This is a genomic window from Pseudomonas sp. UBA1879 (assembly GCF_002338065.1).
Lineage (GTDB): Bacteria > Pseudomonadota > Gammaproteobacteria > Pseudomonadales > Pseudomonadaceae > Aquipseudomonas.
Window position 1 is genome coordinate 31,664 of sequence record NZ_DDHJ01000024.1, and the last position, 19,744, is coordinate 51,407.

Sequence of the window (19,744 nt, forward strand, 5' to 3'; positions counted from 1 at the left end):
ATTGTCCCGGCCTCAAAACGCCCGACCGGTCGCTCATTACTGATTCACGGAAGAATCCATCATGGCTTTTCAACTCGCGACACCTCGTTTCCTCGACCAGCCAGAAACCGCCGTGCGCAGCACGTTCGCCCTGGATCTGCTGACCCAGGTGGCGGCGACCCTCTCTGCTGATGATTTCGCCAAGCAGATGGCCCGCATCTTTGGCCAGGACATACCCGAGAGTGTTTACCGCGCCCTGCAGGACCGGCTGATTGCCGGAGAAATCGACAACCCGGTCATTCTCATCGAAGACGGCGACTACCTGGCCGACTACAGCAACCGCGAAAAGGTGATCCGCATTCACAGCGAGGTTATCCACAACGCATTGGAAAATGGACAGGGCGCCGATTTTCTCGACGTGTTGCTTCATGAGTTCGGCCACCACATCGACAACGTTCTGCGCAACGACCTCACCCCTGATCTGGATGACGGCGCAACGCCGATCGCCAACGACGCAAGTGGTGAAGAAGGCAGCCGGTTCTCCATTGCGATGGCTACGATCGGCCAGTTCGATACCGAACGTGTGCGCATTGCCAGCTACCGGCACGGATCGACCAGCCAACCGCTGGGAATCGAAGTGCAATGGACTGACGCGCGCATCCGCATCTTGTGGCGCTACTCGAACCTCAACGAAACCTCAAACCTCCTCCACCCGCACCCCGAGCGCGAACGCTTCGAAGCCGGAGACGGCGATGAACATCACCATACCCACGAGACGATCGAGTCCGTGCTGTATGACCTGGAGATGAGCCCCTATGAACTGAACACCCTCTATTTTGGCAACTGGCTGCGGGATTATTCGCAGTTGCTCGATCCCAAGATCGTTCGGGCGGCCAGCGCCCCTAAGGACTTCCCCGACGTGCTGTCCCGAGACGCCCTTACCCGGATCGTCGACGTGCTTTCCCTGAAACGATTCGGGGACATTCGCCAGGCTGGCGGGGACTTATACCGGGTGACCCCCGATGTGCTCGGTGTGTACCGCCCCAGTGAACACATCGACAATCCACGCGTCGTCGACCGCAATACACCGGACCCGAAGTCAAGGGACCAGGATTTTGAACCGCTGGTGTTTGACGGTGATCCTCTGCTGCAAATTGATTACGCAACATCGATGAAGCGCTACATCGGCAGGTCGGTCGACTTCATGGCGCGCGAGCTGCGATTCGCCATGGAACACCCGCGCAAGCCTTGGGGCTTGCGCGCATTCGGCTCGGCGTTGCATGTACTTGAAGACTTTTTCGCCCACTCCAACTTCGTGGAGCTGGCGCTGATCAAAAATGGCCATTCCGAGGTGCTGCCATGGACCTCTCCCGCCGAGTGTGAGGCGCGCCTGCCACTCGTGACAGGGATGTTCGGCGCTACCGATGTCCTGGCCAGCGTGGCCGGGCCTATGGGCAAGATTCTTTTCTCGCTGGACGACCTCACCTATAGGCCGATCAAACCGGGTGACCGAAGCCCTCGCGAACAGATGTTGTTGATTCTTCTCGAAGAGCATGAGAACCCGTCCTACCTCGCGCACTTCCAGGCCTTTCTGAACGCTCGTGATGGATGGGTCGGCCTGCCCTTCGCAGAGTTCGTTCAACGAAGCGCAGCCTACCTGACAGGACCGGCCTCTGTGCTCGGCAATGCGCTTGGCATCGTCATGCAAGGTGTGCTGACGCGATTCGGGGAAAACATCAAGGACTGGCAGACCCGGTACGGCGAAGATCCCCACGACAATGGTTCGACTGACCCGACTCACTCACAGCTGGCCAAGGACCATGCCGAACACCCACTGCACCTGCTGGCAAGCCAGCTGGCATCCGAAGCCGTGAGAGCGGTCGGCGCCGCCATGGTCAGGCATTGGAACGGCGACACCCGGGCAGACCCCGTTGCAATCGCTACGGCCTATTTCAAACATCCCTACAACAGTGAGTGGCAAGATGCGCCAGTCGCTGACTGGGCGGCAAAAAACACTGAAAACGTGCGCCGCGCCACCTCGAAGTTCGAGCTGCGCGCCATTCATGAGCAACTCGCTGATACGGGACAAGCCACGCTTGATCGTCTGGCCAAGGATGGCGCCGCGTACCTGAACTTCATGAGAGGCGAGTTCCAGGATAAGGATTCGCCCCTCTGGGTATTACTGAAACTCACCCCCGCCGGCTCTGCGCTTTATGCGCTTTATCAGGCATTAGGCATCATCAAATAGGTCTAAGGGTTTTCTTGTTCGAACGCTCAACCCTGCGGCATTCTGCGCTGTCTATCATCCGTCGATGATTCCGGCATGAATGCCGCACTTGCATGAGGTTCACATGGAGAAAACCTTTAAACCGCTGCTTCTGGCTGCCGCCGTGGCGCTGTGCGTGCCGTCTGTGCACGCCGCCAGCACGCTGGTCTATTGCTCCGAAGCCAGCCCTGCAGGCTTCGATCCCAGCCAGTACACCAGTGGCACGGAGTTCGATGCGTCGGCCGAAACCGTGTTCAACCGCCTGACCCAGTTCAAACGCGGCGGTACGGAAGTCGAGCCTGGGCTGGCCACTCAGTGGGACGTGTCTGGAGACGGCCTGACCTATACCTTTCATTTGCGTGAGGGGGTGAAATTCCACACCACCGATTACTTCAAACCCACGCGCAACTTCGATGCCGACGACGTGCTGTTCACCTTCAATCGTCTGCTCAATGCCGATGACCCATTCCGCAAGGCGTATCCGTCCGAGTCGCCGTACTTCACCGACATGGACATGAACAAGACCATCAAACAGGTGGAGAAAGTCGACGATCACACCGTCAGATTCCATCTGAACAACATCGATGCCGCATTCATCCAGAACCTGGCCATGAGCTTCGCGTCGATTCAGTCCGCCGAATATGCGGCGCAGTTGCTCAAGGAAGGCAAGGCCGAAGACATCAACCAGAAGCCGATCGGCACCGGGCCCTTCGTGTTCAAGCGCTATCAGAAAGATGCGCAGATCCGTTTCGTCGGCAATAAGGATTACTGGAAGCCGGAGGACGTGAAGCTCGACAACCTGATCTTCTCGATCAACACCGACGCGGCCACCCGCTTGCAGAAACTCAAGACCGGCGAATGCCAGATCAGCGGCTACCCGCGTCCGCAGGACATCGAAGAAGCGCAGAAAGACCCGAACCTGAAAGTGCTGAGTCAGCCCGGTTTCAACCTCGGTTTTCTGGCGTACAACGTCACCCATGCGCCGCTGGATCAACTCAAGGTGCGTCAAGCGCTGGACATGGCAATCGACAAACCCGCGATCATCAAGGCGGTGTATCAAGGCGCAGGTCAATTGGCGCAGAACGCCCTGCCGCCGGCGCAATGGGGCTATGACCCGAACATCAAGGACGCGCCCTATAACCCTGAAAAAGCCAGGCAGCTGCTCAAGGAAGCGGGCGTTGCACCAGGGACCCAGATCAACCTGTGGGCCATGACCGTGCAGCGGGCGTCGAACCCGAACGCACGCATGTCAGCGCAGATGATTCAGTCGGACTGGGCCAAGATCGGCATCAAAGCCAACATCGTCAGCTACGAATGGGGCGAGTACATCAAGCGCGCCAAGGCTGGCGAGCACGACGTGATGATCTATGGTTGGACAGGCGACAACGGTGACCCGGACAACTGGCTGGGCGTGCTCTACAGCTGTGCGGCTGTTAAAGGCAGCAACTATGCCAAATGGTGCAACCCGAGCTACGACAAATTGGTCACGCAGGCGAAGCTGACCAGCAACCGCGACGAGCGGATCAAGCTGTACCAGCAGGCCCAGAACATTCTGAAAAACGACGTGCCGATCACCCCGATCGCCAACTCCAAAGTCTTTCAGCCCATGCGCAAGGAGGTGCAGGACTTCAAACTCAGCCCATTTGGCCTGACACCCTTCTACGGGGTAAGCCTGGCCAAATAGCATCATCTGGCACCAACAGCGAAGTAACACTTGCGAGACATACGGGTGCATTTGCCACGGGGCGATGCACCAGAAATGCGCAGGGGAAATGTCAATATGCGACACGCAAACGTTCACCCGCGCCATAAATTATAGTTTTGCGACATTCGTGTACGTTCGTGCCACTCTTTGACACGTGTTTGGCGCCAGCATCTTGCTTTGGGTATGGCGCCTGCATAAGTATCCGCGGGACCGACCCACGAGGTCGTACCCTCAACTAAAAAATGACAACAACTGAGGCCACCATGCTCAAAAAAGCGGTCATTCCGTTTCTTCTCGGCGCAGGTTTGATCGCCAGCGCTCCCTTCGCTCAAGCAGCATCGAACCTGGTGTTCTGCTCCGAAGGCAGCCCCGCTGGTTTCGACCCAGGTCAATACACCACAGGCACCGACTTCGACGCTTCGGCCGAGACCGTTTTCAACCGTCTGAGCCAGTTCGAACGGGGCGGCACCGCCGTCATTCCAGGTCTGGCCACCAGCTGGGACGTCTCCCCCGACGGCCTGAGCTACACCTTCCACCTGCGTGAAGGTGTCAAGTTCCACACCACGCCGTACTTCAAACCGACCCGTACCTTCAATGCCGATGACGTGCTGTTCACGTTCAACCGCATGATCAACAAGGACGATCCGTTCCGTAAGGCGTACCCGACCGAATTCCCGTACTTCACCGACATGGCGATGGACACCAACATCACCAAGATCGAGAAGGTCGACGATCACACTGTCAAAATGACCCTCGGCGTGGTCGATGCCGCGTTCATTCAGAACCTGGCGATGAGTTTCGCGTCCATTCAGTCCGCTGAATACGCTGCGCAACTGCTCAAAGAAGGCAAGCCTGAAGACATCAACCAGAAGCCGATCGGCACTGGCCCGTTCGTGTTCAAGAGCTACCAGAAAGACTCCAACATCCGTTTCACCGGAAACAAAGACTACTGGAAGCCTGAAGACGTCAAAGTCGACAACCTGATTTTCGCCATCACCACTGACGCATCGGTTCGTGCGCAAAAGCTGAAGAAAGGCGAATGCCAGATCACCGCTTACCCACGCCCAGCCGACCTGAAGCCGCTGAAAGATGATCCTGCGCTGAAGATGCCGGATCAGGCGGGCTTCAACCTGGGTTACATCGCCTACAACGTCATGCCGCAAATCAAGGGCGACAGCAAACCGAACCCGCTGTCGAAACTGGAAGTGCGTCAGGCGCTGGACATGGCGGTCGACAAGAAAGCCATCATCGACGCCGTTTACCAGGGTGCAGGCCAATTGGCGGTTAACGCCATGCCGCCGACCCAGTGGTCTTACGACACCACCATCAAAGACGCCCCGTACGACGTCGCCAAAGCCAAAGAACTGCTGAAAAAGGCAGGCGTGGCCGACGGCACCGAAATCACCCTGTGGGCGATGCCGGTTCAGCGTCCGTACAACCCGAACGCCAAGCTGATGGCTGAAATGCTCCAGAACGACTGGAAGAAGATCGGCATCAACGCCAAGATCGTTTCCTACGAGTGGGGCGAGTACATCAAGCGCGCCAAAAACGGCGAAAACGGCGCGATGCTGATTGGTTGGAGCGGCGACAACGGTGACCCGGATAACTGGCTGGGCACGCTGTTCGGTTGCGACGCGATCAACGGCAACAACTTCGCCAAATGGTGTGACAAGGACGGTTTCGACAAGCTGATCCATCAAGCCAAGGAAACGACCGACCAGTCCAAGCGCACCGAGCTGTACAAACAGGCTCAGCACCTGCTCAAGGACGCAGTCCCGATGACACCTATTGCGCACTCGACGGTTTACCAGCCGATGCGTAAGGAAGTTCAGGACTTCAAGATCAGTCCATTCGGTCTGAACTCGTTCTACGGCGTGAGCGTCAGCGGTAAGTAATACCTCTCTGTGATATCACAGTCGCGTTACCTCCGGGTATCGCGACTGTGCCGTTATGTGCGTGATTGCTAAACGAAAATGAATATCGTTAGACGTGTAAGTTTGCAGCCGAAAGAAATTGCCTACTAACGATATGCACTTTTCCTACAAACATTGAAGAAGTCTGAAGTATTTACTGTACGGCCGGACGGACATACCGTCCTGAGTTCCCGTATCCGATAGTTATCGTTTTCCCGTCGGTCGGTTTATCTGATCGGATAATTCTATTTGCGCAAACGATTGCGCTGGGATTTTCCGCATCTTCGAACGTGATACAAGTGCTAGACGATAAGGATTGTCATGCGTAAAAACCGCGCTGTGTGTTCATTATTAACTGCTGGGCTATTAGCCACTATTCCCCCTGTTCAAGCGGCCGCCAAGAGTTTGGTGTTTTGCTCTGAGGGCAGTCCTGCAGGTTTCGACATCGCTCAATACACATCGGGCACAGACAACGATGCCGCAGAGCCGATTTATAACCGGCTCGCCGAGTTCGAACGTGGCCAGACGGGCGTGGTACCTGCCTTGGCCACGCGCTGGGATATCTCGCCGGACGGTTTGAGCTACACCTTTCACTTGCGTGAGGGTGTGAAATTCCACCACAACAAGCTCTTCACACCGACCCGCGACTTCAATGCCGACGACGTGTTGTTCACCTTCAATCGCATGTTGCAGAAGGACCATCGGTTTCGTATCGCCTACCCTACCGAGTTCCCGTACTTGACCAGCATGGGGCTGGACAAAAACATCAAATCGGTAGAAAAGACTGACGCGATGACAGTTGTGTTCACACTTAACAAAGTGGACGCAGCTTTCATTCAAAACATTGCCATGAACTTCGCTTCAATTCTGTCGGCTGAATATGCTGACAAACTGATGGCATCGGGCAATGTTCGCGAGATCAATCAGTCGCCCATCGGCACCGGACCCTTTGTATTCCAGCGTTATCAAAAAGATTCGCAGATCCGCTACGTCGCCAATAAACACTTCTGGGACCCGAGCCGGGTGAAGATTGATCAGTTGATCTTTGCCATTAATACAGATGCTTCCGTACGGGTGCAGAAGCTCAAGAAAAACGAATGTCAGGTGACGCTCAATCCACGTCCCGCTGACGTTGAGTCGATCAAGGCGGACAAAAACCTTCAGGTGATCGAGAAACCGGGCTTCAACCTCGGCTACATCGCCTACAACGTGCGCCATGCGCCACTGGATAACGTCCAGGTTCGCCAAGCGTTGGACATGGCGGTAGACAAGAAGGCAATCATTGACGCGGTGTACCAGGGTGCGGGCCAATTGGCCCAGAACGCCATGCCGCCGACCCAGTGGTCTTACGACGAAACCATTCAAGACGCGCCCTACAACCCTGAAAAAGCCCGTGAGTTGTTGCGCGCCGCCGGCGTGAAGGAAGGCACCGAACTCACGCTCTGGGCCATGCCCGTGCAGCGCCCCTACAACCCGAACGCCAAGCTAATGGCACAAATGCTCCAGGCCGATTGGGCCAAAGTCGGCATCAAGGCCACCATCGTCAGCTACGAATGGGGCGAGTACCTCAAACGCAGCAAGAACGGCGAGCACGATATTTCCCTGATCGGCTGGACTGGAGACAACGGTGATCCGGACAACTGGATGGGCACCCTGTACAGCTGCGCCTCCATTGGCGGCAACAACTACTCGATGTGGTGCGACGAGAAATATGACGCCCTGATCAAGTCAGCCGTTTCCACCGCGGACAAGGACCAGCGCGTCAGCCTCTACAAGCAGGCCCAGCAATACCTCAAGAGCCAGGTGCCGATCACGCCAATCGCCCATTCCACGGTCATCCAGCCGTTGCGCAAAGAGGTCCAGGGTTTCCTGGTCAGCCCGTTCAATCGCAATAACTTCTCCGGCGTCAGCATCGCCGACTAACCCGAGCAACCGTGCCACAGGCGAGTGATCGCCTTGGGCACTGCTTTATCCGCGAACCGCGGTGCGAGCGCAAAAAAGGCCCATAAGGCCGTTTCATCAAAGCCGGTCCTCCATAAAAACCGGCCTCTATAAAGAAGTAAAAAGGGAGCTTCACAACGTGAAAAAAGCCAGCACCGCTGTATTCGCCCTCTCCGCCCTCACCTTGAGCATGGCGGCCCAGGCAGAGCCAACCAGTCAGGAATTCGTACCAACGACACTGGCTACGTCCAACGCCCAGAGCGAAGCAAAGGGCTTTCTGGAAGACTCGAAAGTCACCGGTTCGACCAAGAACTGGTACGCCAACGAACTGCTGCGTCGCGGCGGCACCTTCAGCCGCAGCGAAAACGGCGTTGTGGTCGATCGTGATCCACGCCGTATCAACTGGGTGCAGGGCACCATCGTTGACTACAGCTCGGGGTTCACCCAGGGGACTGTAGGTTTCGCCACGCAGATGGCGGTCTACAACGCTGTTGCACTGGATCGCGACAGGGACGACCTGATGGGTGGCTCCAACCGTACGTTGACCAAGAACAACGGCGAGCCCGTTGGCCAGTGGAGCAAGCTGGGCCTGGGCAACATCAAGGCACGTATCTCCAACACCACGCTGACCGCCGGCCGCCAGTCGCTGAACACGCCGGTACTGGCGTACATCGGTAACCGTGCACTGCCGTCGAGCTTCGAGGGTGTGAGCATCCTCAGCGAAGAATTCAACAACCTGTCGTTCACCGCTGGCAGCTTCGACCGTGTTTCCCCGCGTTCCGAGCAAAGCCTGACCAAATTTCGCTCCGAGTACACCGCAAACGCGAACATCGAAGCGGACCGCGTGGACATGGCCGGCGTGGACTACAAACCGTTCAAGAGCCTGACCACCAGCTTCTACGCCTCGAACGTCCAGGATTTCTGGCACCAGTACTATTTCTCGTTCCTGCATGAACTAGGCGACACCGATGTTCTCGGCCTGAGCACCAACCTGAACTACTACAAAACCAAAGATTCCGGCTCGAAGAAAATGGGCCCGATCGACAACGACACCTACTCCCTGTCGTTGACCGCGACCCATAAGGCGCACAGCTTCAGCATCGCGTATCAGGAAGTCGAAGGTGACACCTACTTCGACTACGTCCACGACAGCAACGCCATCTTCCTCGCCAACTCCCTGCTGTCGGACTTCAACGGACCGAACGAGAAGTCGGTGCAACTGAGCTACCTGCTGAACATGGCCGACTACGGCGTGCCGGGCCTGAAGTTCAACGTCTATCAAGCCCGCGGTTTCGACATCGACGGTACCCATTACAAGGGCACCGCTTATGACGTGCGCAGCATGGACGGCGAAACTCACTACGAATACGGCGTCGGTGCCTCGTACACCCTGCAGTCTGGCCCGCTGAAGGCCTCGACCATGCGCGGGACCTACACCACCCACCGCGCGAGCGCCAACCAGGCTGATGGCAACATCAACGAGTTCCGTCTGGTGACCACCATCCCGTTCAACATCCTTTAATCAACCGCTGGGCAGTTTCGGGGCGTGGTTCATGCAGAACTTAATGCCCCGAAACACCCACTGAGTAATGGCTTCATCACTTGCCGAGGGCGTTTTCTTGAAATCGACATTCAAACTCGCAACATTGCGCAACGCAGTCGCACTGGCGCTGGGGGTGACACTGCTCAGCGCTGCGGCCGGCGTTTCGGCCAAGCCTCTGGTGGTCTGCACCGAAGCCAGCCCCGAAGGGTTCGACACGGCGCTGTACACCACCGCCGTCACCGCGGACGCCGCGGCGGAAACCATTTACAACCGTCTGGTGGACTTCAAGCCCGGCACCACTGACATTGAACCGGCCTTGGCCGAATCCTGGGACATCAGCGAAGACGGCCTCAATTACACCTTCCACCTGCGAAAAGGCGTCAAGTTCCATACCACCGATTACTTCAAACCGACGCGTGAGATGAACGCTGACGACGTGGTCTGGAGTTTCCAGCGTCAGCTGGACCCAAACCATCCGTGGCACAAACAATCGACCGTGGGTTTCCCATACTTCGAAAGCATGGGCTTCAAAGACCTGCTCAAGAGCGTCGAGAAGGTTGATGACAGCACCGTCAAATTCACCCTGACCCGCCGCGAAGCGCCGTTCCTGGCCGACGTCGCCATGGCCTTCTCCTCGATCTACTCGGCCGAGTACGCTGATCAACTGCTCAAGAGCAACAAGCTCGAAGGCCTGAACAGCCAGCCGATCGGCACCGGCCCCTTCGTGTTCCAGCGCTACGCCAAAGACGCCCAAGTGCGTTTCAAGGCGAATCCGGATTATTTCCGTGGCAAGCCACCGGCTGACACACTCGTTCTGGCCATCGCCACCGACAACAACGTGCGCCTGCAGAAGCTCAAGGCCAACGAATGTCAGATCGCGCTGTACCCGAAACCGGACGACATTCCGAGCATCAAGAACGATGCGAATCTGAAGGTCGACGAACTGAACGCGATGACCACGTCTTACATCGCGATGAACACCACCCACAAATACATGAGCGATGTACGGGTGCGTAAAGCGATCAATATCGCCTTCGACAAGGAAGCCTACGTCAACGCCCTGTTCGGCAAAGGCAACGCGACCGTTGGCGTCAACCCGTACCCGGACACCCTGCTGGGCTACAACAAGGAATTGAAAAACCCGGCCCACGACCTGGACAAGGCACGTGCCTTGTTGAAGGAAGCGGGCGTGCCAGAGGGCACCGTGCTCACCCTCTTCACCCGCAATGGCGGTGGTCCAACCAACCCCAATCCGATGCTGGGCGCGCAAATGATGCAGTCGGATTTGGCGAAAGTCGGCATTAAGTTAGATATTCGCGTCATGGAATGGGGCGAAATGCTCAAACGTGCCAAAAACGGCGAGCACGACATGGTGTCGGCGGGCTGGGCAGGCGACAATGGCGACCCTGATAACTTCCTGACGCCGAACCTCAGCTGCGAAGCCGCCAAGAATGGCGAAAACTACGCACGCTGGTGCAATGAGAAGTTCCAGACCCTGATCGATCAGGCCCGGGAAAAAACCGACCCGGCCGAACGTGCCGCGCTCTACGAGCAGGCACAGGCGATCTTCAATCAGGATCAGCCATGGATCAGCATGGCGCATACCAAGATGTTCACTGCAATGCGTAAAAACGTAGAGGGCTATCACATTAGCCCTCTGACCACTAATAACTTCGCCACCACCCAGGTGAAGTAGAAGAAGAATCCGGCGGGTTCGCAAAAACGAACCCCGCCGGAACACGCCTAACCGGCAGATGAGGTACACGAGAAGATGTTTAGTTTTATCGCTCGCCGAGTGGGGTTGCTAATACCCACCTTCTTCGGCATCACCTTGCTGACCTTCGCACTGATTCGCCTGATTCCGGGCGACCCGGTCGAAGTCATGATGGGTGAACGCCGGGTCGATCCGGAAATGCACGCCCAAGCCATGGAACGTCTTGGCCTGAACAAGCCCCTGTATGCCCAATACATCGATTACGTCGGCAAGCTCGCCCATGGCGACCTCGGCGAATCGCTGCGGACGCGCACGAGCGTGTGGACCGAATTCACATCACTGTTCCCGGCGACCCTGGAACTGTCGATTGCGGCGCTGATATTTGCTGGCATCATCGGGCTTCTGGCCGGTGTCATCGCGGCCTTGCGACGAGGATCCCTGTTCGACCATGGGGTGATGGGTATCTCCCTGGCGGGGTACTCGATGCCGATCTTCTGGTGGGGCCTGATTCTGATCATGTTCTTCTCGGTGTCGCTGGGCTGGACCCCGGTATCGGGTCGAATCGACCTGCTATACGACATTCCGCCGAAAACCGGCTTCATGCTGATCGACACCCTGCTCAGCGATGAAGAAGGCTCGTTCATCGACGCCCTGCGTCACTTGATTCTTCCGGCCATCGTGCTGGGCACCATTCCGCTGGCGGTGATCGCCCGGATGACCCGCTCCTCGATGCTCGAAGTGCTGCGCGAGGATTACGTGCGGACCGCCCGCGCCAAAGGCCTGTCGCCAGCCCGCGTGGTGTTCGTCCACGGCCTGCGCAACGCGCTGATCCCTGTTCTGACCGTGTTCGGCCTGCAAGTGGGCACTCTCCTCGCGGGGGCCGTATTGACCGAAACGATCTTCTCCTGGCCGGGCATCGGCAAATGGCTGATCGAAGCCATTGGCGCCCGTGACTACCCTGTCGTGCAGAACGGCATCCTGTTAATCGCCTGCCTGGTGATTCTGGTCAACTTCGTGGTGGACATCCTCTACGGCTTTGCCAACCCACGTATTCGTCACCAGCGCTGAGATCACTTTTTATGAGCACACCTACTCCCGTAGTAGCAGTCGATCAAAGCCTGCTCTACCCGTCCGTTTACAAAGAGTTCTGGCAGCACTTCTCGAAGAACAAAGGCGCCGTTGCGGGCCTGGCGTTCATGCTGCTGATTGTTTTCTGCGCGCTGTTCGCGCCGTGGGTCGCGCCTCACGACCCAAGCGAGCAATACCGTGACTTTCTGCTGACCCCACCGGTCTGGCTTGAAGGCGGTCAATGGCAATTCCTGCTGGGCACCGATGAGCTGGGGCGCGATCTGCTGTCGCGTCTGATCCAGGGCTCGCGCCTGTCGCTGCTGATCGGCCTGTCGTCCGTTGTCATGTCGCTGATTCCCGGGATCCTCATGGGCCTGCTGGCCGGTTTCTTCCCGAAAGTCCTCGGCCCGACCATCATGCGCCTGATGGACATCATGCTGGCTCTGCCTTCGCTGCTGCTGGCCGTGGCCATCGTCGCGATTCTCGGCCCTGGCCTGATCAACACCGTGATCGCCATCGCCATCGTCTCGCTGCCGTCCTACGTGCGCCTGACCCGCGCCGCCGTCATGGGCGAACTGAACCGCGACTACGTGACCGCTGCCCGTCTGGCCGGCGCCACCCTGCCACGCCTGATGTTCATCACCGTGCTGCCGAACTGCATGGCGCCGCTGATCGTGCAGGCGACCCTGAGTTTTTCCTCGGCCATTCTCGACGCTGCGGCGCTGGGCTTCCTGGGTCTGGGTGTACAGCCGCCAACCCCTGAGTGGGGCACCATGCTTGCCTCGGCCCGCGATTACATCGAACGCGCCTGGTGGGTGGTGAGCCTGCCGGGTCTGACCATTTTGCTCAGCGTGCTGGCAATCAACCTGATGGGCGACGGACTGCGCGATGCGCTGGACCCGAAACTCAAGAACGCCGCCTGAGGACGTCCGAATGCCACTTTTAGAAATCAAGAACCTCAACGTTCGCTTCGGCGATGCCACTGCCACCCCGGTCGTCGACGGCCTGGACCTGGCCGTGGACAAAGGCGAAGTCCTGGCCATCGTCGGCGAATCCGGCTCGGGCAAATCCGTGACCATGATGGCGCTGATGGGCCTGATCGATCACCCCGGCATCGTCACCGCCGACGCGCTCAGTTTCGACGGCAAGGACATGCTCAAACTCAGCCCGCGTCAGCGTCGGCAGATCGTCGGCAAAGACTTGTCGATGGTCTTCCAGGACCCGATGACGGCGCTGAACCCCAGCTACACCGTGGGCTTTCAGATCGAGGAAGTGCTGCGCGCGCACCTCGGCATGTCAGGTCGCGCAGCACGCCAGCGGGCGCTGGAGCTGCTGCAGAAGGTGGAAATTCCGGGCGCGGCACAGCGTCTGGACGCTTACCCTCACCAATTGTCGGGCGGCATGAGCCAGCGCGTCGCAATTGCCATGGCGATTGCCGGTGAGCCCAAGCTGCTGATCGCCGACGAGCCGACCACCGCGCTCGACGTGACCATTCAGGCGCAGATCATGGACCTGCTGCTGGCCCTGCAAAAAGAGCAGGACATGGCACTGGTGCTCATCACTCATGACCTGGCGGTCGTGGCCGAAACCGCCCAGCGCGTGTGCGTGATGTACGCCGGGCAAGCGGTTGAAGTCGGTCAGGTGCCTGGTCTGTTCGACGTGCCTGCGCACCCGTACAGCGAAGCCCTGCTGGCAGCGATTCCGGAGCACAGCATGGGGGCGTCGCGCCTCTCGACACTGCCAGGCATCGTGCCCGGTCGCTACGACCGCCCAAGCGGCTGCCTGCTGTCGCCACGCTGCCCGTATGTCCAAGAGAAATGCCGCCAGCAACGTCCTGCGCTGGACCCTAAAACCAACAGCCTCGCCCGCTGCTTCTACCCGCTGAATCAGGAGGTGGCGTAATGAGCGAAATCGTATTGACCGCCCGTGACCTCACCCGTCACTACGATGTATCCCAAGGCCTGTTCAAGCCTCACGCAACCGTTCGCGCGCTGAACGGCGTGTCGTTCGAACTGGAAGCCGGCAAGACCCTGGCAGTGGTCGGTGAATCTGGCTGTGGCAAGTCCACCCTCGCCCGCGCCCTGACCCTGATCGAAGAGCCCTCCTCGGGCTCGTTGAAAATCGCCGGTCAGGAAGTCAAAGGCGCGACCAAGGAGCAACGTAAACAACTGCGCAAAGACGTGCAGATGGTGTTCCAGAGCCCGTATGCCTCGCTCAACCCACGTCAGAAGATCGGTGATCAACTGGGCGAGCCGCTGCTGATCAATACCAAGCTGTCGGCAGCCGAGCGCCGTGAGAAAGTGCAGGCGATGATGAAACAGGTCGGCTTGCGTCCTGAGCATTACCAGCGCTACCCGCACATGTTCTCGGGCGGTCAGCGTCAGCGTATTGCCCTGGCGCGCGCGATGATGCTGCAACCGAAAGTGCTGGTCGCCGACGAACCCACCTCGGCGCTGGACGTGTCGATTCAGGCCCAGGTGCTGAACCTGTTCATGGATCTGCAGCAGGAATTCAACACCGGTTACGTGTTCATTTCGCACAACCTCGCGGTGGTGCGTCACGTTGCGGACACCGTGCTGGTCATGTATCTCGGGCGTCCTGCCGAAATGGGGCCAAAGGAGGAGATTTATAATCGCCCCCTGCACCCGTACACCCAGGCGCTGCTGTCGGCCACCCCGACGATTCACCCGGATCCGTCGAAGCCGAAGATCAAGATCGTCGGCGAACTGCCCAACCCGCTGAATCCCCCGTCAGGCTGCGCCTTCCACAAGCGCTGCCCATACGCGACCGAGCGCTGTGTGGCAGAGGTTCCGGAATTGCGGACTGTGGATAACCGTCAAGTGGCTTGCCATTACGCGGAGCAGTTCGTGGCGTGATGAACGCCTGAACTGAAAAAGCCTCGCTTCGGCGGGGCTTTTTTATGGGCGCCAAATTGAATACGCCGTGCTTGCCGGTTGCAGGCGCGTTTCGCCCAATCGAAGACTGCCGCTGAGCCGGTAGGCGCCGCCGGAGTAGCGACGGCAGCGAGGCGGTATATCAGGCACATCTATCGTGACTGCCTTACACCTTGCTTCTCTCCTGCCTCCGGGGCTCTATAAGACCCGCAGCAAACGGGTGCCGACAAAAAGCCCCCATAAAAAAAGGCCACCCAACGGTGGCCTTAAATAGTGAAACTGAGAAGAAGAGACTGTTACACCGCCGCTACAGGGCGCATGTACGAGATCGGTGCGGTACTGGCATCTTCGAAGGTCACGACTTCATAAGCGTCGCTCTGTGCAATCAAGGCACGCAGCAGACGATTGTTCAGGCCGTGTCCCGACTTGAAGCCCTGGTACTCGCCGATCAGGCTGTTGCCCAACAGATACAGGTCACCGATGGCATCCAGAATCTTGTGTTTGACGAATTCGTCCTCGTAACGCAGACCGTCTTCGTTCAACACGCCGTCCTTGTCCACGACGATTGCGTTTTCGACGCTCCCGCCCAGCGCAAGGTTGTGTTTACGCAGATATTCGATGTCTTTCATGAAACCGAATGTACGCGCACGGCTGACTTCTTTTACGAAAGAGGTGCTTGAAAAGTCGACACAGGCAGTTTGCGTGCGATTCTTCAGGTAAGGGTGGTCGAAATCGATTTCGAAGCCCACCTTGAAACCTTCGAACGGCACAAACTTGGCAGACTTGCCGTCTTCTTCAACGCGGACTTCTTTCAGAATCCGGATGAATTTCTTCGGCGCGTCCTGTTCTTCCAGGCCAGCCGATTGAATCAGGAATACGAAAGGACCTGCGCTGCCATCCATGATGGGAACTTCGGAGGCAGAAAGTTCAACGTAGGCGTTATCGATGCCAAGGCCAGCCATGGCCGATAGCAAGTGCTCGACCGTATCGACCTTCACGTCGCCGTTGAACAGCGTTGTGGAAAGCGTGGTATCGCCCACATTCAGCGCGTGTGCGTTGATCTGGACAACCGGCTCGAGGTCGGTACGGAAAAACACAATGCCAGCGTTCACAGGTGCAGGTTTGAGGGTCAGGTAAACCTTTTCCCCCGAGTGCAGGCCGATACCTGTGGCACGGATAATATTCTTCAGGGTGCGTTGTTTAATCATGGCATTGGCCGCTTCAGCGCATATCGCGAATTAGTATCAACAAAGGCTGGCGATGATAGCAGACCTCGCCTTTGCTGAACACCAATCACCCTCATACCCCTGATAGAACTCATCAATCAGCCTGACGACGCAGGAAGGCTGGAATATCCAGGTAATCCAGATCGTCTTGCGGGTTCATTTTTGCCGCTGCTGTCGCGCCTGCGTGTGCCTGATTGCGCATCACGGTAGGACGGTCCAGATCGCGGTAATTCACCGACGGCTGCTCCTGGCGAACGGCTTGTTGCTGCACTGGGGCGGCTTGAGCGGTCTGCAGGGTGTTGTCGATGACCTTCACAGGTTTCTCGATTTTGGCACCCAGGCCAGTGGCAACCACGGTCACGTGCAGCTCGTCGCGCATGTCCGGATCGATAACGGTACCGACCTTGACCATGGCGTGCTCGGAGGCGAACGCTTCGATGATGCTACCCACGTCGGAGTACTCGCCCAGAGACAGGTCAGGACCGGCAGTGATGTTGACCAGAATGCCGCGAGCACCCTGCAGGTTCACGTCTTCGAGCAGTGGGTTGCGAATGGCCGCTTCGGTGGCTTCACGCGCACGGTTAGGACCGCTGGCGGCGCCAGTGCCCATCATCGCCATGCCCATTTCGGACATCACGGTGCGTACGTCGGCGAAGTCGACGTTGATCATGCCTGGACGCTTGATGATGTCGGAGATACCGCGAACGGCACCGGCCAGTACATCGTCTGCCTTGGCGAAAGCCGACAAGAGGCTTGCGTCTTTACCCAGAATGGTCAGCAGCTTCTCGTTGGGAATGGTGATCAACGAGTCGACGCTTTCGGACAGCGCGCGGATGCCTTCATCGGCGATCTGCATGCGCTTGCGGCCTTCGAACGGGAACGGACGGGTCACGACCGCGACGGTCAGAATGCCCATTTCCTTGGCCACTTCGGCGATGATCGGCGCTGCACCGGTACCGGTACCGCCACCCATGCCGGTGGTGATGAAGACCATGTTGGTGCCCTGCAGAACTTCCGCAATGCGCTCACGATCTTCCAGTGCCGCCTGACGACCGACTTCAGGGTTGGCACCTGCACCCAGGCCCTTGGTCACGCCGGTACCCAGTTGCAGAATGGTACGTGCGCCAATGTTCTTCAGTGCTTGAGCATCGGTGTTGGCGCAGATGAACTCGACGCCTTCGATGTTGCTCTTGACCATGTGATTGACCGCGTTGCCGCCGCCGCCACCAACGCCGATAACTTTAATTACCGGGCTTTGTGGGATGTTGTCTACGAGCTCGAACATGTTCCCTCTCCTTCAGTTCTCTAGTTTTATGTCGCCTGTTGCCTGCCTACCACTTTTTGAATCTTAGAAATTCCCCTGGACCCAGCGCTTGAGACGCTCAAACACGGGTGCCTTAGGTTCATCGCTATAACTGCTACCCGTGTTGGAAAGCCCTGAAAGCGAGATGCCGTCGGACTGCTTTTGCAGCCCGTACAGCAGCAAGCCAACACCGGTGGAGTAAATCGGGTTGCGAACGACGTCCGCCAGACCCTTGATGCTGTGCGGTACGCCCAAGCGCACCGGCATGTGGAAAATCTCCTCGGCCAGCTCGACCGCGCCTTCCATCTTCGAGGTACCGCCGGTCAGCACGATGCCAGCCGGAATCAGGTCCTCGTAACCGCTGCGGCGCAGTTCAGCCTGGATCAGGGTGAACAGCTCGTCGTAACGCGGCTCGACCACTTCGGCCAGCGCCTGACGTGACAGTTCGCGCGGTGGACGGTCGCCCACGCTCGGCACTTTGATGGTTTCACCGGCACCGGCCAGCTTGGCCAGGGCGCAGGCGTAACGGATCTTGATCTCTTCGGCGTACTGCGTCGGGGTGCGCAGGGCCATGGCGATGTCGTTGGTGACTTGATCACCCGCGATCGGGATCACCGCCGTGTGACGGATCGCGCCTTCGGTGAAGATCGCGATGTCAGTGGTGCCGCCGCCGATGTCCACCAGGCACACGCCCAGCTCTTTCTCGTCGTCGGTCAGCACCGAGTACGCCGAGGCCAGTTGCTCGAGGATGATGTCGTCGACTTCGAGACCGCAGCGGCGCACGCACTTCTCGATGTTCTGCGCGGCATTCACGGCGCAGGTCACGACGTGAACCTTGGCTTCCAGACGCACGCCCGACATGCCCAGCGGCTCGCGAACGCCTTCCTGGTTATCGATCACGTAGTCTTGCGGCAGGGTGTGCAGGACGCGCTGGTCCGCCGGGATCGCCACCGCCTGAGCCGCGTCGAGGACGCGCTCCAGGTCAGCCGAACTCACTTCGCGGTCGCGGATCGCCACGATGCCGTGGGAATTCAGGCTGCGAATGTGGTTGCCCGCCACACCGACGAACGCCGAGTGAATGCGGCAGCCAGCCATCAGCTGCGCTTCTTCCACTGCGCGCTGAATCGACTGCACGGTCGACTCGATGTTCACCACCACGCCCTTCTTCAGGCCGCGCGATGGGTGGGTGCCGATACCGACGATTTCCAGCGTGCCATCAGCCGCGACTTCGCCTACCAGCGCCACCACTTTGGAGGTGCCGATATCCAATCCGACGATCATTTTGCCGCTTTGCACGTTTGCCATGGGTCCTGCCTCTTATCAATTCTTCGCGACGGCGGGTTTGTCCGTCGTTGGCGCTGGCGCCTGCTCACGCCACCCAACGGCCAAACCGTTGTTGTAACGCAGGTCTACTCGCGCAATGTTCGTGATCTGTTCTTTCAGCGTTTTTTCGTAGATGGCGATAAAGCGGCGCATCTTCTCAACCAGATTGCCTCGTCCCAGCAGCAGCTCCAGGCCGGGGCCTGCATTGCCTGCGCCAGTGGTGAGGAACCAGCTGCCTCGCTCGCGCAATTCCAACCGAGCGATAGAGAAGCCCAGCGGGCGCAACATCTGGCTCAATACTTGGTACTGCTGCATCACCTGCTGTTGAGCCCGTTGAGGCCCGAACAACTGCGGAAGGTGTTCGTAATTGGCCAGCTCACGCGGGGTGAAGGCCTGACCCTGGTTGTTCAGCAGGGCCGAATCGCCCCAGCGCGCAACCGGTAATTGCTCTTCCAGGCGAATCACCACCTGATCGGGCCACACACGTCGCACTTCGGCGTGGGCAATCCAGGGCATCTGCTCAAGCTCGGTACGCATCCCGGCGAGGTCGATGTTGAAAAAACTGGTGGCCACGTACGGCGCAATCCGCTGCTGCACGGCCTGCTGGCTGATGTAGCTCAGGTCGCCCTGAACGTTGATCCGCGAGATAGGCCGATCGGCGTAGGGCAATAGACGCTGCGCTGCCTCGTAAGTGCCGAAAGCCAGCACAACCAGTAGCACTGGCCACATCAGGCTGCGCAGGAAACCGAAATTTGGCTTCGGAATACGGGCCGACAGTGGCTCTTTGGCCACCATACGACTGGCGCCGCGAGGCACCGGCTTGCGGCTCGGAGTGGATTGCTGATGACGTAGCGTCGCGCCGAGCATGA

The 19,744-nt window shown here is 58.4% G+C and carries 14 protein-coding genes; 10 read left to right on the forward strand and 4 right to left on the reverse strand.

The features are described 5' to 3' along the window. The first annotated feature begins 61 nt into the window (after window positions 1–61). The 10 genes from B3N48_RS25345 to B3N48_RS25390 all read left to right on the forward strand — a co-directional run bounded on the left by B3N48_RS25345 (window position 62) and on the right by B3N48_RS25390 (window position 15,005). Window positions 62–2,227, forward strand: coding sequence for an HET-C-related protein (locus tag B3N48_RS25345; RefSeq protein ID WP_296188394.1), 2,166 nt, complete (start codon window positions 62–64; stop codon window positions 2,225–2,227). 103 nt (window positions 2,228–2,330) lie between these two features. Then, window positions 2,331–3,929: an ABC transporter substrate-binding protein gene (locus B3N48_RS25350; protein WP_296188397.1), complete on the forward strand. Its 1,599-nt coding sequence runs from the start codon at window positions 2,331–2,333 to the stop codon at window positions 3,927–3,929. Between the two features lie 284 nt (window positions 3,930–4,213). Continuing rightward, window positions 4,214–5,845 (forward strand): ABC transporter substrate-binding protein, encoded by a 1,632-nt coding sequence (locus B3N48_RS25355; RefSeq protein WP_296188399.1) that lies wholly within the window; start codon window positions 4,214–4,216, stop codon window positions 5,843–5,845. A gap of 339 nt (window positions 5,846–6,184) precedes the next feature. Beyond that, window positions 6,185–7,786, forward strand: coding sequence for an ABC transporter substrate-binding protein (locus B3N48_RS25360; RefSeq protein ID WP_296188402.1), 1,602 nt, complete (start codon window positions 6,185–6,187; stop codon window positions 7,784–7,786). Window positions 7,787–7,943: 157 nt separating this feature from the next. Beyond that, window positions 7,944–9,326: an OprD family porin gene (locus tag B3N48_RS25365; RefSeq protein WP_296188404.1), complete on the forward strand. Its 1,383-nt coding sequence runs from the start codon at window positions 7,944–7,946 to the stop codon at window positions 9,324–9,326. A gap of 97 nt (window positions 9,327–9,423) precedes the next feature. Then, window positions 9,424–11,043, forward strand: coding sequence for an ABC transporter substrate-binding protein (locus B3N48_RS25370; protein ID WP_296188407.1), 1,620 nt, complete (start codon window positions 9,424–9,426; stop codon window positions 11,041–11,043). A 75-nt stretch (window positions 11,044–11,118) separates the two neighbouring features. Continuing rightward, complete coding sequence (locus tag B3N48_RS25375; protein WP_166593749.1) at window positions 11,119–12,129, forward strand: ABC transporter permease subunit; 1,011 nt, start codon at window positions 11,119–11,121, stop codon at window positions 12,127–12,129. 11 nt (window positions 12,130–12,140) lie between these two features. Beyond that, window positions 12,141–13,052, forward strand: coding sequence for an ABC transporter permease subunit (locus B3N48_RS25380; protein ID WP_296188411.1), 912 nt, complete (start codon window positions 12,141–12,143; stop codon window positions 13,050–13,052). Between the two features lie 10 nt (window positions 13,053–13,062). Continuing rightward, complete coding sequence (locus B3N48_RS25385) at window positions 13,063–14,031, forward strand: ABC transporter ATP-binding protein (RefSeq protein ID WP_296188412.1); 969 nt, start codon at window positions 13,063–13,065, stop codon at window positions 14,029–14,031. Beyond that, window positions 14,031–15,005: a peptide ABC transporter ATP-binding protein gene (locus B3N48_RS25390; protein WP_296188415.1), complete on the forward strand. Its 975-nt coding sequence runs from the start codon at window positions 14,031–14,033 to the stop codon at window positions 15,003–15,005. The genes B3N48_RS25385 and B3N48_RS25390 overlap by 1 nt, the downstream gene beginning before the upstream one ends. A 314-nt stretch (window positions 15,006–15,319) precedes the next feature. Here the strand turns inward: B3N48_RS25390 and lpxC are convergent, their stop codons facing one another. The 4 genes from lpxC to B3N48_RS25410 all read right to left on the reverse strand — a co-directional run bounded on the left by lpxC (window position 15,320) and on the right by B3N48_RS25410 (window position 19,742). Beyond that, the gene (gene lpxC / locus B3N48_RS25395) at window positions 15,320–16,231 is read right to left on the reverse strand and encodes a UDP-3-O-acyl-N-acetylglucosamine deacetylase (RefSeq protein WP_296188416.1); all 912 of its coding nucleotides are present in this window, start codon (window positions 16,229–16,231) and stop codon (window positions 15,320–15,322) included. A gap of 112 nt (window positions 16,232–16,343) precedes the next feature. Further along, entirely contained in the window at window positions 16,344–17,534 is a 1,191-nt protein-coding gene (ftsZ, locus tag B3N48_RS25400; RefSeq protein ID WP_074753941.1) for a cell division protein FtsZ, read from the reverse strand. Window positions 17,535–17,597: 63 nt separating this feature from the next. Further along, window positions 17,598–18,857: a cell division protein FtsA gene (gene ftsA, locus B3N48_RS25405; protein WP_296188420.1), complete on the reverse strand. Its 1,260-nt coding sequence runs from the start codon at window positions 18,855–18,857 to the stop codon at window positions 17,598–17,600. A gap of 15 nt (window positions 18,858–18,872) precedes the next feature. Beyond that, complete coding sequence (locus tag B3N48_RS25410) at window positions 18,873–19,742, reverse strand: cell division protein FtsQ/DivIB (protein ID WP_296188422.1); 870 nt, start codon at window positions 19,740–19,742, stop codon at window positions 18,873–18,875. Window positions 19,743–19,744 lie beyond the last annotated feature (2 nt).

Coding starts and splice junctions, on each gene's coding strand:
- B3N48_RS25345 (WP_296188394.1), top strand. CDS start 62: ATGGCTTTTCAACTCGCGACACCTCGTTTCCTCGACCAGCCAGAAACC.
- B3N48_RS25350 (WP_296188397.1), top strand. CDS start 2,331: ATGGAGAAAACCTTTAAACCGCTGCTTCTGGCTGCCGCCGTGGCGCTG.
- B3N48_RS25355 (WP_296188399.1), top strand. CDS start 4,214: ATGCTCAAAAAAGCGGTCATTCCGTTTCTTCTCGGCGCAGGTTTGATC.
- B3N48_RS25360 (WP_296188402.1), top strand. CDS start 6,185: ATGCGTAAAAACCGCGCTGTGTGTTCATTATTAACTGCTGGGCTATTA.
- B3N48_RS25375 (WP_166593749.1), top strand. CDS start 11,119: ATGTTTAGTTTTATCGCTCGCCGAGTGGGGTTGCTAATACCCACCTTC.
- B3N48_RS25380 (WP_296188411.1), top strand. CDS start 12,141: ATGAGCACACCTACTCCCGTAGTAGCAGTCGATCAAAGCCTGCTCTAC.
- B3N48_RS25385 (WP_296188412.1), top strand. CDS start 13,063: ATGCCACTTTTAGAAATCAAGAACCTCAACGTTCGCTTCGGCGATGCC.
- B3N48_RS25390 (WP_296188415.1), top strand. CDS start 14,031: ATGAGCGAAATCGTATTGACCGCCCGTGACCTCACCCGTCACTACGAT.
- lpxC (WP_296188416.1), bottom strand. CDS start 16,231: ATGATTAAACAACGCACCCTGAAGAATATTATCCGTGCCACAGGTATC.
- ftsZ (WP_074753941.1), bottom strand. CDS start 17,534: ATGTTCGAGCTCGTAGACAACATCCCACAAAGCCCGGTAATTAAAGTT.
- ftsA (WP_296188420.1), bottom strand. CDS start 18,857: ATGGCAAACGTGCAAAGCGGCAAAATGATCGTCGGATTGGATATCGGC.
- B3N48_RS25410 (WP_296188422.1), bottom strand. CDS start 19,742: ATGCTCGGCGCGACGCTACGTCATCAGCAATCCACTCCGAGCCGCAAG.